Source organism: Bacillota bacterium (assembly GCA_013178415.1).
Classification (GTDB): Bacteria; Bacillota; SHA-98; order Ch115; family Ch115; genus Ch115.
Genome location: JABLXA010000020.1, coordinates 1 through 17,589, shown reverse-complemented (window position 1 = coordinate 17,589; position 17,589 = coordinate 1). Strand labels below are relative to the sequence as shown.

Below are 17,589 nucleotides of genomic sequence, written 5' to 3'. Positions count from 1 at the left end.
AGTTCTTCGTCAGGTTTGTCGAGGAAAGCTGGAAAGGCAGACGGTGGTTCCGCCGCGCTGGATGCACTTGGCTTTTGGAAGCTACTGAGAGAGGTGAAAATTGATGAAGAAAACTTTTGTTATCACGGTCGGGAATACCCTTGAACCGATAAGGAAATCTATAGCAGACATCGAGGCCATTGACGGGACAAACGTTGTCCTGGTATATGGTCGGCCATTCCCCGGCCAGCAGCCATCACCTCTTGAGGTTGCCAACAGCGTAAGGCAGTTTGCTGCCAGTAAGGGATTGGCTGTGGATACAAAGGAACTGGAGGATCCCGAGGACATTGACCTGTGCATTGAGGTCTTTCGCGAGGTATTCAGAGTCCATTCTGACGCGGATGAAATGGTAGTGAATTTCACCGCGGGGACGAAGGTTATGGCGGCCGCGGCTGTGCATGCTGCGCTGACGGCACCCTTTATCGGCAATTTAACCTTCGATTATGTCGGCGGGAGGTCCCGTGACCAGCACGGCCGCGTTCTGGATGAATCGATGAGCACATGGCGTTCGGTACGCACTATGGCGCGGGAGATACTGGGTCAGACCCTTAATCGACTTTCTCAGGGATATTACGAGGAAGCTCGAGTTCTGGCGGAACGCCTTCCAAATGAAGGCAAAGCGCGTTTCGTTCGCCAGGCGACTGAAGCGCTCTATCTTTGGGATGAATTCGACTACAAGGGTGCAACCCGCATATTCCGCCGCCTTTACGAAGCATCTCAGGTATTTCTGGGTGACAGAGAGATCGGAAGCCTGGCTGAAGCTGTTAGCCGGCTCGCCCGGTCGGCTGATAAGATCGAGGCCCTTGTGGATCTTCTTCACAGAATCCAACAGACCAAACAGCAACCAGATCTCGATAAGCTTCGTCGAGAGCGCCAATACGGTGAGAATCTTCCGTTACTCGTGGCGGACATATTGGAGAATTGAAGAAGGCGTTATAGCAAAAGTCGGCCCACCGAGAGTGTTTTGCGGTCATATAGAGCCTTTGAAGTGGCCGTGCAGGGATGTCTGCTTCTAAAACATCAGATCAACCCCTGGAATCCAGCGTGGGATGAGATAGAGGCTACGACAATCGAAAGTTACCGCAAGTTGTCTGGCAGCGATCAGTTACCGAGGGAGCTTTCCCTTTATAACGGCTTTTGCCTCTTACGCAGCTTGGGCTCGGCTCTTGGCGAGGAATCCCAAAGAGCCCTTATGGATGTATTGCGGACACGAAATCACTCATACCTGGAGCATGGATACAGCCGCGTCGATCAGAACACATCTGAGAGGCTTAACCATGTAGCCATGCGGATATGTGAGGAGATCCTTGCATGTCCACTTGACGATCTAAGGGCTTTGGTAAGGCACGACTTCTGACCAGTGCCCGCCCAGGAGCGACTAGGCTGAGACTACCGGATGGACTGGCCTTCGGCCGCGTTCGGGGTCGGGAAGTGTAGTGTAATAAAGGGGTTATCGAGTAAAAGAGTGATCGGGTAGCGGACATGAAGTGCAGTATGAGTTCAGCAGAGCGGCAACAGAGCGATGTGGTCGAAGATTGTGGCGTCGAATGAAGGATGATTGCAATATGCGTCGAATAGTGGTAGTGGGCTGTAGGTGTCGTGACGGAGCCGCGGAATTGCTGAAGGAACGGATCCCTCTACAGTCTCCGGATTAGAGGAATGTTGTGAAGGCTAGAAAAGTGGGGTGGAAGCTAATGGAGAAGTTCAAGAGTTTGTTTCTGTTGATGCTTCTGCTTCCGGTGTTTCCTGTTATTGCATTAAGTCCCTTTTCTCACGCTTACGTGAACCGTCTAGCCCTAAAAAGAGCAAAAGATGAGAAGAAAAATGGCAACCACCAAATAAATAGGGAACTGCTACAGATTGTATCAGCTCACGAGAATGAATTCATAAATGCTGGCAACAGCGCAGATGCGATTTCGACATATCATATTCTCAACGGCATCGACCTCTATGACTACGCCCATAATTGCCATCCTGACAATGCCCGGGGGATTCCACGTTTCGGTTATGCGCTGGTTGACGAGTGGAATGGCAACCGTTCTAAGTATCCGGAAAGCCATTTGGCGATTGTGTCAGGGTGGCTTGCTCACCAGCTGGCTGATTGGTATCCCCACTATGCATGTGTAAAGGGCAATGGTGAACTCAGTGATGACCCGTCAGAGATTGCGGATGACACTCACACTTTTGCTGGCTTCGCGAACGCACTCACGATCTTCGGTGCAGATCTCCCAAGGGAACTGCGAGGCAGATATAAGGTACCTAACCATGGCTTATATGAGCTCTTTCTTGATGTAGCCGTACTGGCTAGCGACGAAGGTAAAGACCTCTATGGAATCAAGGTTAACCTTTTTGATCATAAGGAACGCCCATATGGGCTCTTAACCAGATGTTCTGAGCGATTCTGGGGACAGGGATGTGTTAGGATACCGCCTGAACACTTGCCATCGTTGGAACGTGACTTCAATACGATCATATTCGGTACCGGCTTACTGATTAGATTTCTGCTGAGGGTATGTCCGAATCTCCATGAAGACCTCAAGAGCTTCGTCAAGACCGATATCCTCAGTTTAGCAGCGGACAGAGTGGTTGAAGGGCTCTTCTGTAAAAGCTGGGAGGAGATTCAAAACCTTGCCGGCCCGGCAGAGCCGAAAGCGGAGGGATTTCACTATCAGCTGAGGGGTCTTTCCTCCCAGCAGTTGACAAAGCCGGGGAGCGCCATCTTCTCAATTCTGTATCAGATTGGCGGTTCGTTCAAGGCCGACATCTCAAGGGAGGAGATCGAGCGATTAATCGACGAACCTGTGGAGGCTCTACTTTCCAAGATACCCGGAGTAGGAGGGGTTGCCGCGGGAATAGAGGCACGCCTCGAGCAGCGGGGTGCTGACTTGGATGAGCTGCTGTATTCATTCCTCCTCAAGAGCCTTCGCAGACTTGGCGCAAGCTCTAAGGGTAACTGGAAGGACCAAAGCCCGATCATAGCTTTTCTATCCGGGCTTCTCCTTGACGCTGACGGGGATATTTCCGCCGCTCGCGAAGCCATGCGGCGCGGATTACGTCCCATTATCACATTAGGGGCGCCAGAGGAAGAGACCAGCACCTGCTCTGGGAACATCCGTCCTCTAGATAGGCTTCTTCCTGCTTCTGGCGATGCTGCCGTCGCCGACAGCATAGATGTCTCCCTCGAAACGATGTTTGCAGCCAAGAAAATCAATTTGCGTTGTATCCCTGCTATTGCTGATTCCTACACCAAAGATCTAAGGGATTGCAAGGAACTTGATGAGGACACCCTGATAGTCCGCGTAGATGGCTTTGATCTCAAGGAGAATCAAGATATTGGCGTTTACACGGTTTCCCGTGATTCCAAGGGATGTCTTACGGTTAGCATTGACCTTAAAGCTGACGTCAAGCCTGGTGTTCATCATCTATTTGTTGATGTCAAAGACAGGTGCAGTGTGCATTCGGAGTACATAGACCGCAAGATTGTGGTCGGCAGGGCTATTGCAAAGGGGGACCCAACGTGAGAATGCTGTCGCCCTGCGTTCGCCGGAAGGCGACATTTCTCTTGCTCGCAAGACAGCCTTGTGGCGTTGCTGAAGCGGGGTTGCTCGCAGAGCAAGATATCGCGGATGACGTCTGAGTTTCGAATATGCGAATAATGTTTTGGGGTAAGACGGGGGATATGGAACGCTTTATCAAGCGCGGGTTCGATATAGTTGCGTCTCTGTCATTGTTAATCCTATTACTCCCTCTTTTCATATTTCTTGCGCTTCTTGTACGCCTGAGCATGGGATCGCCAGTATTGTTCCGGCAAAAACGGCCAGGTCTTCATGGCCGACCTTTTACCATGCTCAAGTTCCGCACAATGACCGATGCGCGTGACGAGAGGGGGGCACTTCGCCCTGACCAAGACCGACTCACCCCTGTGGGCAGGTTCCTGCGCAGCACCAGCCTGGATGAATTGCCCGAGCTTCTCAACGTCCTGCGCGGAGAGATGAGCCTTGTCGGCCCAAGACCGCTCTTGATGGAATATCTCGACCGCTACACCCCCGAGCAGGCGCGGCGCCACGAAGTCAAACCCGGCATTACAGGGTGGGCGCAGGTAAACGGCCGCAATGCCCTAACCTGGGAGGAGAAATTCAAGCTTGACGTCTGGTATGTAGACAACTGGAGCCTTTTGCTTGATTTTAAGATCCTCTGGCTCACTTTGGTCAAGGTTGTAAAACGTGAAGGCATCAGCGCGGAGGGGTGCGCGACGATGCCGGAATTCAAAGGGCGTAAGGGCGTGGGGTTCTGAGACCATATAATCATCAGTTCCGTGTTCCTGGTTTTTTTACGACATCGGGACAGTCGATAATTGACAATTATCGTGGATGTAGGATATGATTTACGTACACTCACTGAATGAACGGACGGATCGCATGTGGTTTGATTTAGGAGACTATCTACAGCCGACTCCGCTTTTAAATGAGCTTAGGCTCCTTGCTCGTCTGAGCGAGCATCCCGGCAGCTCTCAGGCTGAACTTGGTCGCATCATTGGGCTGGCTCCAGCGATGGTTAATACATACCTTCGCCGTTTCGCAGAGGCCGGCCTCATCGATCGTCTTCCTCATGAGGGGCGCGGAGTTGATTACAGACTGACCCCAGCCGGAGACCGCAGGCGGTCCTATCATGTTATAACTTTTCTGGCGCAATTATATGCCCTATTTGACCAGGTGCTTGATGATCTGAGGGAACGGGTTATTCATGCCTGTGGAGAAGAACCGACCAGACTTATCATTTATGGCGCCGGTGAGACAGGACGCATGACATATCTTGCTATTCAGGGCCTTCCGCATATTACGGTAGTGGGAGTCATGGATGATGACCCGGCAAAGCTAGGAATGTCGTTCTTTACGCATCATGTTGAAGGCCCTCAGGTGATCACAGATTTACACCCCGACAAAATACTCATTACCTCCTGGAGGCACTCTGAGGCCATGTTAAGGAAAATAGCTCCGGTAGCGGCTGAGCACAGTATTGAGATCGCAAGGTTAATACCATAGGTGGCGGTCGAAAGTGGTGATTGGATAAGTGCATTGCCGGGATGGGAACAGGAGATGAGGGTTGGGGTTGATTTGGTGGACATCGCGCGTTTGAGTCGCGTGCTCAGTCGTTCACCTTCATTTGCAAGGAAGGTCTTCACCCCAAGTGAGGTTGCTATTGGTGAATCTCTGTCGCCGGGTCGGCGAATAGAGTTTCTCGCCGGCCGTTTTGCGGCTAAAGAGGCAGCACTTAAGGCGCTTGGAACAGGGGCATTATCCGTGGCCAATATGACCGATGTAGAGATATTACGCGGCACAGATGGAGCGCCCAAACTTGTTTTCTATGGTAAAGCTCGCGAAATAATGTCGGCATTGGGAGTTCGTGAGGGCCTGACATCAATTTCGCATGATTGCGACAAGGCGGTGGCCGTTGTGGTACTAGTATAAGGAGGTTCGGGATCTCACTACTAAATAAAGTACCATGAAAGGGGGGCTGGAAGTGGATAACCCGTTCAGCCTATCAGGGAAGATCGTCCTGGTGACAGGTGCCTCTTCAGGCATCGGGCGGGCAACATCAATAGTTCTCAGTAAGCTTGGTGCACGTGTTATTCTTAGCGGACGGAGGAATCCTGCGCTTGAGGAAACGCGCTCGATGATGGAAAACCGTGAGTTGCATTTCATAGAGCCATATGATCTTAGCGAGGTTGATGGAATTCCTAGCTGGATCAAAGGCGTGAGCGAAAAAGTCGGGCGTCCACTAGATGGGTTAGTCCATTGCGCTGGAATTTCGCGGATTCTTCCAATCAGAGCGATGAGCTCAAAAAATGTCGATAGTATGATGATTCCAAATTTGGATGCAGCCATGCTCTTGCTTAAAGGCGGAGCTGCCAAAGGCGTAGCAGCTGACGGGGCATCTTTTGTTTTTGTTTCCTCTGTTGCGGGTCTATCCGGTTCGCCAGGTCTAGTTGCTTACTCGGCCAGCAAGGGAGGTCTGGTGGCTATGGTCCGTGCAGCGGCGCGTGAATTAGCAGCCAGGTCTATCCGCGTGAATGCCATCGCACCGGGCATGGTAGAAACTCCAATGCACGAACAACATGCGCAGATCGGTGCGAGTAACTTTGAGAGCAGTATCGCACGGCACCCACTTGGGCTAGGGAAGCCGGAAGATATCGCGTATGGGATCGCTTATCTTCTTTCGCCTGCTGCCCGCTGGGTGACTGGAATCACCCTTGTAATTGATGGGGGGTACCTCAGCTGAGCCATGTACATAAGTTGATCATTATCGGTGCTGGTGGATTTGGCCGTGAGGTGCTTGCTGCGGCCTTGGAGAACCCGGCCTACGGAGTGGAGTGGACCATCGGTGGATTTTTGGATGACGCACAGGATGCTGAAACGCACCTCCGAGAGAAAGGTATAGACATCCCTGTCGTGGGTCCGGTTATGGGGCATCAACCTAGCGACCAATACGTTTACATTTGTGCCATTGGGTCACCTCGCCGTAAACTGGAGATTTGCGAACATCTGCTGGCCAAGGGAGCAAGGTTCATCAATCTAATTCACCCCACAGCACAGATAGGCCCAAGATGCAAAATAGGTATTGGGAACATTTTGATGTACCAGGCTGGACTTACTGCTGATTCAATACTGGGCAACTTTGTTTCTCTTAACCGGTTCGTTTCTATAGGGCATGATGCTATTGTAGGCGATGGATGCACTTTAAGCTCATATTGCGATGTGACGGGCCATGCCCGCCTTGGCCGGGGAGTGTTCATGGGAAGCCATGCGTCTATCTTGCCCAGCGCTGTGGTCGAAGACTTCTCTACTGTTGGAGCGGGGAGTGTGGTTGTCAGGCGTGTAGGTGCAGGAAAGACGGTCCTTGGGGTTCCTGCGAAGGTGTTAGACTTGCCAAGGTAATCTCAAAATGAGGTGATAACTTGTGGTAACTGAAGATGTGCTCAATTTAATTTCAGAGGCCCTGGAGATTACTAATGGTTCCATTTCTCTAGAAACTAATGTCGGCGAGGTAGCAGAGTGGGACTCCATTGGCTGGCTGACGATTATATCAATGCTAGACGAACGGTATGGTATACAGATTAGCTCACAAGAGATACGTACCATCAAGAAGGTTAAAGACCTTGTTGACCTGGTGCTGACGAAAAAGGGGTCATGAGCAAATGCCAAGCGTGACATTGAAGAATGTAGCGCTTCGAGGGATCGTATGTTCGGTGCCGGGAAAAGCGCTATCCGTCGCAGACATTGGCAGTGCATTTCCACTGGAGGAAGCCGAGAAGGTAGCGAAGTTATCCGGGATAGAAACTCTTTACCGTGCAAAGCCTGGCCAGACAACGTCCGATCTCTGTGTCGCTGCAGCGAAGCATCTTCTGGAGGGGCTTAACTGGCCCCCCGAGTCCATCGAGGGAGTTATCGTTGTCACACAAACTCCTGACTATATCTTACCTAATGATGCTAGTGTTGTTCATGCGGTATTAGGCCTAAGCAAATCTTGTTTTGCCTTCGATGTTGCTATGGGCTGTAGCGGATTTGTCTATGGATACTGGATTGCAAGTCAGTTTGTCAGTGGTGGGTCAGCCAAACGTGTCCTTTTACTAGTCGGGGATACCCTTAGCCAGGTGGCATCGCCTCAGGACAGATCGAGCCTTTTGTTTGGGGATGCTGGTGCTGCGGCTGCCCTGGAATGGGATCCTGCGGCTGAACCATCATCCTTTGTCCTCGGTAGTGATGGGCGAGGTGTTCAGAGCCTGATCATACCGGCGGGGGGGTTCCGTGATCGGGGCGGTGGACCCGAGTCGTATACCAGGGTAACGGATCCCGAGGGGAATGCACGGTCTCCACGCGAATTCTATATGGATGGTTGGGAAGTCTTCAACTTTACCATCCGTGAGGTCCCGGGATTGGTGCAGACTACTTTGGCCCAGCATGGGTGGACAAAAGATGAACTTGATTGGGTTCTTTTTCATCAAGCTAACAAAATGATAGTTCAGCACCTGGCTCGCAAAATCGGAGTTCAACCGCAGAAAGCCCCGATCAACATCCAGCGCTACGGAAATACCTCGGGAGTTAGTATTCCCCTCCTTTTGGCCGACGATATAGGCGATAGCATTTCATCTGCCCCCCAAAAAGTACTACTTCTCGGTTTCGGTGTCGGCTACGCTTGGGCGGGAGCTGCCCTCACAATTGGTCCGGTGACAGTCTCTCGAGTAGTTCATGTTCTTCAGGAGTGATAAATGGAATGGCCCAGGTAGAAAGTCTCGAGGAAAAGCTAAGACAGGTATTCTGCGATGTATTCAATTTGAAACCCGAAGAAGTCTACGACAATCTCACCCCCAGCAATGTTCCCAATTGGGACTCTATGCAGCACCTAAATTTAATTGTCAGCATTGAGGAACGCTTCGGGGTTTCTTTTAGTCCAGAAGAAATTGGGGAAATCGGTGATGGAGGTTTTAGAGCTGCCCGCAAGATCCTTGTGAGTAAGGGGGTCGCGGGGTGAAGGACATGTTGCCGATGCACCATGTTGGCGTGGTAGTAAAGGACCTTTCTCAGGGGTTACGGACATATGAAACATTATTCAGAGCAAGCAAGGTTGGGCCAGTCGTAGATGATACAATCCAGCAGGCTCAGATTTGTTTCATGGAATTGCCGGGAAATCGAGTGTTAGTGGAGTTAGTTGCTCCATACAGCGATAGCGCGCCAGTAGCAAACTTTCTGGAACGATATGGAGGTGGACTCCACCACGTCTGCTATGTAACGCAAGATATTGAGAAGGTCAGGAAGATATGGCGAACGGGCGGCGCGATACCCGTATTTGGGCCAGCGCCGGCGGCTGCGTTCGCCGGGCATTCCGTTATGTTTATGTATCTACGTGACCGTTCTTTGGTCGAGTTGGTAGAGGCCGACCCAGAGGCTAGTCCGAAGGAATTACTGGTGAGGGGATGAACATGGAGGGATTCAAGGATCTTATCTGTGAATTAGGCCGAACCTCAAAGCCACTCTCGCTTCTGCGGGAACTGGAGTGGTCTCTAATGCATGATGGCAATATCAGTGATTACCTGGCGGCTGACAATCTTCTGGACCACGCTGATTTATCTGGGCTTCCGCTCAAACCAATACGCATCTATTTCCTGCGTTCTGCCACTATAGAGCAGCTTATTCCGATCCTCCGGGTCAAGTGTCTGCTGGCGGGCATAAACGCCGAGATAGGCATGGGTCCCTATGGTCAGTATCAGCAGGAGATCCTTGATCCAAACAGTCAGTTATATCATTTCCTGCCCGACGTGGTCATTCTAGCAGTACGTTTGGTAGACGTGGCTCCCGCTCTATTTTATGACTACACGGCGCTGTCTTCTCAGCAGATTGCGAACCTCAATACGCAGGTTCTTTCGACGTTTCAAATGCTGTTGAGTCAGCTGCGTAAGAGGCTTAACGCAACGATTTTGGTGCATAACTTTGAAACGCCAGCAATCCCTTCTTACGGGATCTTTGATTATCAGGATACCGGTGGGCAGATCCGGGCGATTCGCGATTTAAACGATTCCCTACGTGAAATATGCCGCTCTTTCCCAGGTGTGTATGTGTTTGGCTATGATGAATTAAGTAGTCGATACGGGAAACTTAACTGGATTGATTCACGAATGTGGCATATGGCTCGAATCCCGGTCAATCCTCACCAACTCTCTCACCTTGCGGATGAATATCTCCGGTATTTGATTCATCTTACGGGATTGACCCGCAAGTGCTTGATTCTAGATATGGATGGCACTCTGTGGGGCGGCATTATTGGCGAGGATGGCATAGGCGGCATTAAACTTGGAAATACATATCCGGGTTCTGCATATGTGGATTTTCAGCATGCGGTTCTTAACCTATACAGGCGTGGTATCATTCTGGGGATCTGCAGCAAGAATGAGCCTGATATAGCTTTGGAGGTTCTCGATAGCCATCCTGATATGGTATTGCGACGCGAACACTTTGCCAGCATGCGCATCAATTGGCGCGACAAGGCAACCAACATCCAGGAGATCGTCCAGGAACTTAACATCGGGATGGACAGTGTCGTCTTCCTTGATGATAATCCGGTGGAGGTTGCACGAGTTAGAGATGCTCTTCCAGAGGTCCTCGCATATCAGATGCCAGCGCAGCCGGAGAACTTCGTGGCTTTTCTGCAGTCGCTCCCCGTATTCGACACGCTGACGATAACAGCGGACGACAGGCGGCGGGGAGAGGAATATCGTCAGCAGGCGGCAAGACGTGTCCTCCAGAGTGAAAGCGCCTCATTGGAGGATTTCTATCGCCGGCTTGAGATGAAGGCAACTATTGCGAAGGCTAATGACATGACCCTGCCCCGTATCGCACAACTCACCCAAAAGACCAACCAATTCAACTTGACCACCCGACGGTATACAGAACAGGATCTTCGAGAACGAATTGCGAGCGGTGAGTGGCACGTCTACAGCCTTGAACTAGAAGACCGTTTTGGGGAAAATGGTCTGGTTGCCGTAGGTATCCTGCGTGCCAATGGTGATATGATTTGGATCGATAGTCTGCTAATGAGCTGCCGGGTGATGGGCCGCACCGTGGAGCAAACTTTCGTATATTACTTAGCCATGGAGGCTCGTAGATTAGGTTTTGACCGGCTGATGGCGGAGTATATTCCGACCCGCAAGAATGGGGTTGTTGCTGATCTTTATCCATCGCTTGGTTTTGTGCAGGTGGCGCCATGTGTCAATGCAGAGCAAGTCGCTGCAGCGGCGGCAGATGAGATAGGTGCAGATGCTGCCATCATCCCCGGCCAAAAGCTCAAAGGGGCAACTGGGTCAACCAGCAGTGATGGCCGGACGGTGTGGTGCCTGGATCTAGCGGATCTAACTCTCTCGCCTTCCCCATTTGTGGCGGTTCTGAATGATGCGGACGTGAGTAACTGATAGGAATTCACACGTGGTCCGGCTAGAGGTGGTTTTGGTTGGCTTCGGTGAATATCTTGCTTAGCGGAGGCATCGATTCGACTGCTCTTGTTCACCTATACCTAAGCCAGGGTATAGCCGTATTGGGATTTCACGTCAATTATGGGCAACCCACTGCAGAGCGGGAGATGGCGTCCGCGTACGCTGTTGCAGCCTACTATGACATTCCTCTGACGATGGCTAGGATTCAGCCTACTCCGGGTATGAGGGGCGACGAATTCCTTTGCAGGAATGCACTTCTCGTTTTGGCTGCATGTTCTTCCCTTGCGCCAGGGTCAAACAGGGTCGCAATTGGAATACATTCTGGGACTCCGTACTATGACTGTTCCTCTGGGTTCTTGCAAGATATGCAACGAATATTAGACGGCTATTATGGGGGACTTGTGACAGTTGAAGCCCCTTTCTTGCAGTGGACTAAGCCGGAGATCTTCCACTACTGCAAAAAGTATGGGGTCCCTATTCATCTTACTTATAGCTGTGAACGCAACGGCGATCACCCTTGTGGTCAGTGCCCGTCTTGCCATGATCGGGGGAGATTACTTGAAACTGAGTGATTTGTGCAAAGAGAGACGCATCGAGACGATTAAAGTAAAAACCCCGCTGCTTGTGCCCAGCTTCTCAAGTCGCGGATTTCCCGAGATCAGCAAGATCCACGGGGTACTCAGTGAGTATACCCCTGACACGTCTCTAATCAGTGCCTATGATATACGCTATGGTCATTTGGACGCCGAGAAAATTTACTGCTCCGAGATCCTGTTTGTAGATAGCGGTGGTTTCGAGGTGGGAACCAACCAGGATCTGTCGGATTTCTATGGCGTCACCAACCAATCTAAGGAATGGTCAGAAGATCGCTATCTGGAAACTATCCTATCTCTCAAGCCACTTTCTTCTCTCGTAATAATCAGCTATGATACTCGTGCTGCATTATCTGACCAAATCGGCAAGGCGCAACGCTTCTTTTCCAAAATACCAAGGGACTACGCAAGGGATTTTCTGATTAAGCCATTGACTGAGGACTCTGGCTCTATAGACGTCAAGAGCATCGTTGAGTGCTGCGAGGAACTAGGAGAGTTCGATGTCGTCGGGGTGGTTGAAAAGGAACTTGGATCATCTTTCCTGGAACGGTGCCGCAGCTTAGTCAAGATAAGGAAAGCCTTTTACGAGCAGAGTATTGACATCCCTATCCATGTGCTCGGCTGCCTCGATCCGCTGTCTGTACTGGTATACTTCCTCTGCGGAGCGGACATCTTCGATGGCTTGTCTTGGCTACGATTGGCCTACAATGAAGGCACGGCTGTCTACTATAACAGTTATGCGCTTACGGAGGGCCTGTGGACCCAAGGATACACTGCTATCCATGCTGCAGCCTCCATTCGGAACATACAGCAATTGGCCAGGACCCAGGCCTTAATGGGACGTTTCGCACGCAGCCACGACTGGGGGGTGCTCGAGCTGAAACTGGATCATCAGAAGCAGATCCAGGCCCTCATCGGGTCTGCCAATGTTGAATTTCAGGAGGTGGTCTGATGGGTGGTTCTGGTGGGTGGTACAATTGGGGGAAACCCCCTGATGTTGATAAGCTTTTGAATCAAATGCATTCGAATGAACAGAGGGCGCAATACGAAGTCGAAATTAACCAATACTTGCTGGACCTTCTATCTAACTATAATGATAGAAAGGTAGAGGAGATACAACAGCATCTAGATACTATCAAGAGGGCTCTAGATAAAGATATTGAAGGAGCCGTAGATCTGATCTTCGGCGGTTCCATCAGTAAACACACATATGTTAACGGCCTAAGCGATATCGATATGTTAGTAAGGATCAACAACACATCGTTAACTAACGCCTCCCCAGCCCAAGTGAAAGAGTATTTCGCTGAACGACTGCGGAGACGACTCCCGAATACCGAGATCCGGGTCGGGGCATTGGCAGTTACCGTGAGATTTTCTAGCACCGGACACGAGATTCAGCTACTGCCCGCGTTAAGCACTAAAACAGGGGTCAAAATTGCCCGGGCCGATGGAAATGGCTGGAGTAATGTCGTAAAACCGGCAAGATTCGCTGAGAAACTGACAGAAGCCAACCGACTTTGCAATCAAAAGCTGGTTCCGGTAATTAAACTCTTTAAGGGCCTAAACGAGTCTCTTTCAGAAAAAGTCCGGCTCTCCGGCTATCATATCGAGGCGCTGGCTATTAAAGCCTTTGACACCTATAGCGGACGAATGACTTATAAGGATATGCTTCTTCACCTATGCCGCCAGGCTCCCAAACTCGTATTGTCACCGATGTCCGATTCTACTGGGCAATCGGTTCATGTGGATGAGTACCTGGGAGGGGCTAACAACCTATTGCGTCAACAATGTAGTGCAGCCTTAGAAAGGCTGGCAAACCGTTTGAGCAATGCTGACCGCCTTATGAATATCGATCAATGGAAGGGGATATTCACGTGAGCAGCATGCACTCGTCTTCGCCCCCAAAGCAGCTCGGTGAAATTCTCGCCAAAATCAAAAAGAAGGCCGAGATGCAGGCTGACATGCATGGACAACTGGCTGACCATTACCTCCATAAGCAGAACACGGTTTACTATGGCTCTTTATTCACATCGTGTCTCCTTTTATCATTGACCTTCGTTTCTGACGATTTCATAGCCAGGACTTTGCATTTGGCTCCAGATTGGTTTAAGTGGCTCAAAGCCCTGATCGCAGTTGTAAACTTCTTCGCCGGACTCATATTGGCGATTTCGAAACCATCCTCTCATGCGGCCCGCCATATGGAGGCAGTAAACCATTATACGAGGGTGCTCTATGCTATCCGAAACCTGGACTCACGTGATACTGTTAGTGAACAGGATTTGAAAGCCATCGAAGATCAATATCTAGATACGGGGGACTTGCCGCGTATACCGGGCCCGCAATTCCTGAAACTAAAGAAGCGGTATCTGGTAAAAATAGCAATTAGCAGGTTCCTTGAGGATCACCCGCATACTTGGATATGGCTATTGAAGTTCAAATTGTGGTGGCGCGAGCTTACATCAGGAGCAATGCCTGATGATACGTGGACTAGATCCTCGAAGCAAATCGACTCCTAAGTCATGGAGGCTCGCGCCAAAGGCGGATGCGTCGCTGACTCATAAGGGGATACACATCTTTTTTAGGGCTGACACTAAGCTCGTCCGAGTTGCTGTATCTTCTGTCGGAATTCACAACCCCTGTAGAGGCCGAGGTGCGGTCCATCGAGCGTGTATGCGCTATCGACCCGGGGTTTTATCTTTTGCTCGCCGCGTCGATCCGGCTGATCTAGATCAGCCGGGTGCGCGGGGGTGCCTCGCAAAGGTTTGCGTGTTTGCTGAGTTCAAGCGCTATGACCTTCGATATATTCGTTATTGGACGGAACGGAGCCGCGTGGGTGAGGAACACGCACCATGTCTGCGACGACCGGACGCTCATGGCGCTACTGCGGCTGTTCCTGTGATAGGAGAATGTTCGAGAACTATTAGGACTTATCAGGCTGGCTCCCTCAAACTTTGCTCGAGGGCCTGCGGAAGACAGTAGCAGCAAGCCTCCATTTGTACAGGCATCCTGGCTGACCCTTATAAATCCTGACTGTTCCTGCCGAAGTCAGAAATTCTGATCCATGGATGCAGAAACTATAGGCAAGGCAATTTAGATTTGGCTTAAGTATGGGCGGAAGAACATATCGAGCCGCGACCTCCGCTCTCATAGAAAGGGTAATTGCGATATTCGTCGAATCGAATAATGTTAATAGGTTATGGGTGTAGCGACCCGACAGGGCTGGGCCTTGCGGAAGAAATCTGTGCACGCCGATGTCCTTTTTGAAAGTCGCGCGGGAATTCCATCCCCTTCAGGATTTTGGGAGCGTCACCGTAGACACCCAGACCGATTCAAGGGCGATTAGGCAGTTATTGAGGGACCAGCGAACACAATGTTTAACCTCTCACGGGAAGCCCTTCCCAAAGGTGCCAGGCCGGGTGACGCTTTACCTATCACCGTTACGGTTGATGAGGCGATGACAAAGGAGAGGGCAGGGCGGTCGCAGAACTCTTCAAGGGATTCTTCGATGAGTGATTTTATTGGGTGATGATCAGTGGGGGTACTGATGTTCCGCCTGCTGACCGATACGAACTGAACCGATATAATAGGCATGATCGGAGGACGGGTAATTTGCTCAGACGGACAGAAGATCTTTCCGCTGGGGTTGGGATCATCGATGACCAGCACAAAGAGCTTTTCAAAAGGATCAATACCTTGCTCTCAGCTATGAGCCATGGGAAGGGGGAAGAGCGGGTAGCTGGGGTGTCAGGCTTTTTCAGTGACTATGTTGTAACTCACTTTAGCACCGAGGAGCGGTATATGGTGGCCTATGGATATCCAGGGCTGCAAGCTCATAAAGGAGAACACGATTCGTATGTCGAAAAGCTCTCGGATTTCCGGTAGAGGTTTGACCGGGAAGGGCAGAGTTTCCTTCTGGCTATTGGGTCTCAGCGTTTTCTCGTAGACTGGTGGTTAAATCATATTGGGAAGACGGACAAGGCCTTGGGAGTCTTTTTGAAGGCGAAGGAGATCCGAGGGTGTACCAATACTTTGATGTCCGAAAGGAGCAATACCTCGGTCTCCCTAATGCCTCGTATAATGGTACCTATTTCAACTGCTCGATCAGGAACGCTTACACCTATATACGGATAAAGTAAAGACATAGCTTGTAGGTTAGAGTCAAGTAGCCCAGGAAGGCACCACTGCTTAAGGAGGCACCACCTTATGCAAGTACATCTTTCACGTCCAGACATTACAGAAAAAGAGATCACCGCCATTAACGAGGTCATTCGCTCTCCGATCCTCGCCCTCGGCCCAAAGATGATTGAATTCGAGCGTGCTGTAGCAGAGTACGTGGGGAGAAAGCACGCAATTGCGGTAAACAGTGGCACCAGTGGCCTTCACCTTCTCGTGCGGGCGTTTGGCATCGGGGAGAGTGATGAGGTCATAACCACGCCGTTCAGCTTTATTGCCTCGAGTAACTGTATACTCTACGAGAGGGCAGAGTCGGTCTTTGTTGATGTAGAAGCGGATACGGGTAACATCGACCCGGAGCTTATCGAGGCCGCTATCACGCCGCGCACCAGGGCTATCCTCCCGGTGGATGCCTTCGGCCAGCCGGCGCGGCTGGATAGGATCCGGGAGATCGCTCGAAGGCATAGACTTGTGGTCATAGAGGATGCGTGCGAGGCCATCGGGTCTGAGTATAAGGGAAAGAAGGCAGGCTCTGGTGAATTCTCCGATGCTGCGGTGTTCGCGTTTTATCCGAATAAGCAGATCACTACGGGAGAGGGTGGGATGATCGTAACTGACGATGACGACGTAGCCCGTCTCTGCCGGAGCCTGCGGAACCAGGGCCGGGGCGAGAGCGGCCTGTGGCTTTCCCACGAGGAGCTTGGCTACAATTACCGGATGGACGAGCTTTCGGCCGCCCTGGGCCTGGCTCAGATGGGTAGGATAGAGGAGATCATAGCTAAGCGCGAGCGGGTGGCGGCTATGTATAAGGAGAGGCTTTCTAGAATACCAAATAGCCTTGGCCTGCGGTTGCCCTTTGTCGCCCCTGAGGTTACGCGAATGAGCTGGTTCGTATATGTGATCCGTGTGGCCATAAATGAACCTTCACCCAAACGACAGGCTGAAGTACGGGAGCATGTAATGAGCCGCCTGCAGGAGGCCGGGATCGGTTGCCGCCCCTACTTTACCCCCATCCACCTCCAGCCCTTCTACCGGAAAAGGTTTGGCTTTAAGGAAGGCGACTTCCCGGTGACGGAGCTTCTGGGCCGGACCAGCATAGCCATCCCGTTCCATAACCACCTCACAGAGGAGGAGATAGACTATGTGGCTACGGTCCTCGAGAAGGCCCTCGAGGTGGCTTCATGAATCTGGGACTTGTGGGATGGCATGGCAGGCCTGGAGGTATTCTAAGATCCATGGCGAATAAAGAGAAAGTAGCCTGGAACCGGATAGGGTGAATAAGCCATGAGCCGAAGCGTCAAAACGGTCGTCCATATAGCGTGCGACCTCGGGCTTATCGTGGTCGCGGGACTTTTGTCCATTCTTGTGCGTTTTGAATTCACCCTCCCGGAGCAATACCTCCTGATCTTCATACGAAAGCTTCCGATCCTGGCATCTATCAGGCTTATCTGCTATTACATATTCGGGATGTACAACCAGCTCTGGCGGTATGCGAGCGTAAACGAGCTCGTGACCATCGTCGAGGCAGGTAGCGTGGCGTCTGTCTTTGACTGGCTTTTCCTTCATCTTACATTTCGCACCCTTTCGGAGTATGAAGGAGCATTTTCTGAGGTCATAGATAAGGGAGAGATATTTCCAGTGATAATGTTACATTTATAGGATTATAAGGTAAATATTTACTTGTACTTTCCCCTGCTTCCGTGTATACTGGGGGCAGGGGTGTTTCCAATGGTTTCATCCTTAAAGATATTCCATGCAGGACCTGCTCCTCTTATCTCAGCATTATTCGACACCCTTGGGATC

19 protein-coding genes and 2 pseudogenes are annotated in these 17,589 nt (G+C 51.0%); all 21 read left to right on the top strand.

Features of this window, described 5'->3' with window-relative positions; genetic code table 11:
- The first annotated feature begins 103 nt into the window (after positions 1–103).
- The 21 genes and pseudogenes from HPY52_13900 to HPY52_13800 all read left to right on the top strand — a co-directional run bounded on the left by HPY52_13900 (position 104) and on the right by HPY52_13800 (position 17,445).
- The gene (locus HPY52_13900; protein ID NPV81343.1) at positions 104–964 is read left to right on the top strand and encodes a hypothetical protein; all 861 of its coding nucleotides are present in this window, start codon (positions 104–106) and stop codon (positions 962–964) included.
- A 39-nt stretch (positions 965–1,003) separates the two neighbouring features.
- Positions 1,004–1,396 (top strand): hypothetical protein, encoded by a 393-nt coding sequence (locus HPY52_13895; protein ID NPV81342.1) that lies wholly within the window; start codon positions 1,004–1,006, stop codon positions 1,394–1,396.
- Positions 1,397–1,733: 337 nt separating this feature from the next.
- Positions 1,734–3,560 (top strand): hypothetical protein, encoded by a 1,827-nt coding sequence (locus HPY52_13890; GenBank protein ID NPV81341.1) that lies wholly within the window; start codon positions 1,734–1,736, stop codon positions 3,558–3,560.
- Positions 3,561–3,718: 158 nt separating this feature from the next.
- Positions 3,719–4,333, top strand: coding sequence for a sugar transferase (locus HPY52_13885; protein NPV81340.1), 615 nt, complete (start codon positions 3,719–3,721; stop codon positions 4,331–4,333).
- Positions 4,334–4,418: 85 nt separating this feature from the next.
- On the top strand, positions 4,419–5,081 hold the full coding sequence (locus HPY52_13880; protein ID NPV81339.1) for a winged helix-turn-helix transcriptional regulator: 663 nt from the start codon (positions 4,419–4,421) through the stop codon (positions 5,079–5,081).
- Positions 5,082–5,507: a holo-ACP synthase gene (acpS, locus tag HPY52_13875; GenBank protein ID NPV81338.1), complete on the top strand. Its 426-nt coding sequence runs from the start codon at positions 5,082–5,084 to the stop codon at positions 5,505–5,507.
- 34 nt (positions 5,508–5,541) lie between these two features.
- Positions 5,542–6,318, top strand: coding sequence for an SDR family oxidoreductase (locus tag HPY52_13870; protein ID NPV81337.1), 777 nt, complete (start codon positions 5,542–5,544; stop codon positions 6,316–6,318).
- Positions 6,319–6,332: 14 nt separating this feature from the next.
- The gene (locus HPY52_13865) at positions 6,333–6,974 is read left to right on the top strand and encodes a NeuD/PglB/VioB family sugar acetyltransferase (GenBank protein NPV81336.1); all 642 of its coding nucleotides are present in this window, start codon (positions 6,333–6,335) and stop codon (positions 6,972–6,974) included.
- Between the two features lie 37 nt (positions 6,975–7,011).
- Entirely contained in the window at positions 7,012–7,230 is a 219-nt protein-coding gene (locus HPY52_13860) for an acyl carrier protein (GenBank protein ID NPV81335.1), read from the top strand.
- Positions 7,231–7,234: 4 nt separating this feature from the next.
- Positions 7,235–8,302, top strand: coding sequence for a ketoacyl-ACP synthase III (locus HPY52_13855; protein NPV81334.1), 1,068 nt, complete (start codon positions 7,235–7,237; stop codon positions 8,300–8,302).
- A 110-nt stretch (positions 8,303–8,412) separates the two neighbouring features.
- Positions 8,413–8,568, top strand: a pseudogene (locus HPY52_13850) (acyl carrier protein).
- On the top strand, positions 8,565–9,014 hold the full coding sequence (locus HPY52_13845; protein ID NPV81333.1) for a hypothetical protein: 450 nt from the start codon (positions 8,565–8,567) through the stop codon (positions 9,012–9,014). The pseudogene HPY52_13850 and the gene HPY52_13845 overlap by 4 nt, the downstream one beginning before the upstream one ends.
- 2 nt (positions 9,015–9,016) lie before the next feature.
- Positions 9,017–10,999: an HAD-IIIC family phosphatase gene (locus HPY52_13840; GenBank protein NPV81332.1), complete on the top strand. Its 1,983-nt coding sequence runs from the start codon at positions 9,017–9,019 to the stop codon at positions 10,997–10,999.
- A gap of 38 nt (positions 11,000–11,037) precedes the next feature.
- Positions 11,038–11,592, top strand: coding sequence for an ATPase (locus HPY52_13835; GenBank protein ID NPV81331.1), 555 nt, complete (start codon positions 11,038–11,040; stop codon positions 11,590–11,592).
- The gene (locus HPY52_13830) at positions 11,486–12,565 is read left to right on the top strand and encodes a hypothetical protein (protein ID NPV81330.1); all 1,080 of its coding nucleotides are present in this window, start codon (positions 11,486–11,488) and stop codon (positions 12,563–12,565) included. Before HPY52_13835 ends, HPY52_13830 begins: the two co-directional genes overlap by 107 nt.
- A complete protein-coding gene (locus HPY52_13825; protein ID NPV81329.1) occupies positions 12,565–13,491 on the top strand; it encodes a nucleotidyltransferase in 927 nt (308 codons plus the stop codon). The genes HPY52_13830 and HPY52_13825 overlap by 1 nt, the downstream gene beginning before the upstream one ends.
- Positions 13,488–14,129, top strand: a complete 642-nt coding sequence (locus tag HPY52_13820; GenBank protein ID NPV81328.1) for a hypothetical protein — start codon at positions 13,488–13,490, stop codon at positions 14,127–14,129. Before HPY52_13825 ends, HPY52_13820 begins: the two co-directional genes overlap by 4 nt.
- Positions 14,130–15,138: 1,009 nt before the next feature.
- Positions 15,139–15,618 (top strand): annotated as a pseudogene (locus tag HPY52_13815) (hemerythrin family protein).
- Between the two features lie 11 nt (positions 15,619–15,629).
- The gene (locus HPY52_13810) at positions 15,630–15,749 is read left to right on the top strand and encodes a KTSC domain-containing protein (protein NPV81327.1); all 120 of its coding nucleotides are present in this window, start codon (positions 15,630–15,632) and stop codon (positions 15,747–15,749) included.
- Positions 15,750–15,816: 67 nt separating this feature from the next.
- Entirely contained in the window at positions 15,817–16,971 is a 1,155-nt protein-coding gene (locus tag HPY52_13805; protein NPV81326.1) for a DegT/DnrJ/EryC1/StrS family aminotransferase, read from the top strand.
- Positions 16,972–17,070: 99 nt separating this feature from the next.
- Positions 17,071–17,445, top strand: a complete 375-nt coding sequence (locus HPY52_13800) for a hypothetical protein (GenBank protein NPV81325.1) — start codon at positions 17,071–17,073, stop codon at positions 17,443–17,445.
- The last annotated feature ends 144 nt before the right edge of the window (positions 17,446–17,589 follow it).

Excerpts from the sequence above, each read along its gene's own strand:
- HPY52_13870 (NPV81337.1), top strand. The coding sequence starts at position 5,542 with ATGAAAGGGGGGCTGGAAGTGGATAACCCGTTCAGCCTATCAGGGAAG.
- HPY52_13800 (NPV81325.1), top strand. The coding sequence starts at position 17,071 with ATGAGCCGAAGCGTCAAAACGGTCGTCCATATAGCGTGCGACCTCGGG.
- HPY52_13855 (NPV81334.1), top strand. The coding sequence starts at position 7,235 with ATGCCAAGCGTGACATTGAAGAATGTAGCGCTTCGAGGGATCGTATGT.
- HPY52_13890 (NPV81341.1), top strand. The coding sequence starts at position 1,734 with ATGGAGAAGTTCAAGAGTTTGTTTCTGTTGATGCTTCTGCTTCCGGTG.
- HPY52_13885 (NPV81340.1), top strand. The coding sequence starts at position 3,719 with ATGGAACGCTTTATCAAGCGCGGGTTCGATATAGTTGCGTCTCTGTCA.
- HPY52_13825 (NPV81329.1), top strand. The coding sequence starts at position 12,565 with ATGGGTGGTTCTGGTGGGTGGTACAATTGGGGGAAACCCCCTGATGTT.
- HPY52_13880 (NPV81339.1), top strand. The coding sequence starts at position 4,419 with ATGATTTACGTACACTCACTGAATGAACGGACGGATCGCATGTGGTTT.
- HPY52_13900 (NPV81343.1), top strand. The coding sequence starts at position 104 with ATGAAGAAAACTTTTGTTATCACGGTCGGGAATACCCTTGAACCGATA.
- HPY52_13805 (NPV81326.1), top strand. The coding sequence starts at position 15,817 with ATGCAAGTACATCTTTCACGTCCAGACATTACAGAAAAAGAGATCACC.
- HPY52_13830 (NPV81330.1), top strand. The coding sequence starts at position 11,486 with ATGGGGTCCCTATTCATCTTACTTATAGCTGTGAACGCAACGGCGATC.
- HPY52_13840 (NPV81332.1), top strand. The coding sequence starts at position 9,017 with ATGGAGGGATTCAAGGATCTTATCTGTGAATTAGGCCGAACCTCAAAG.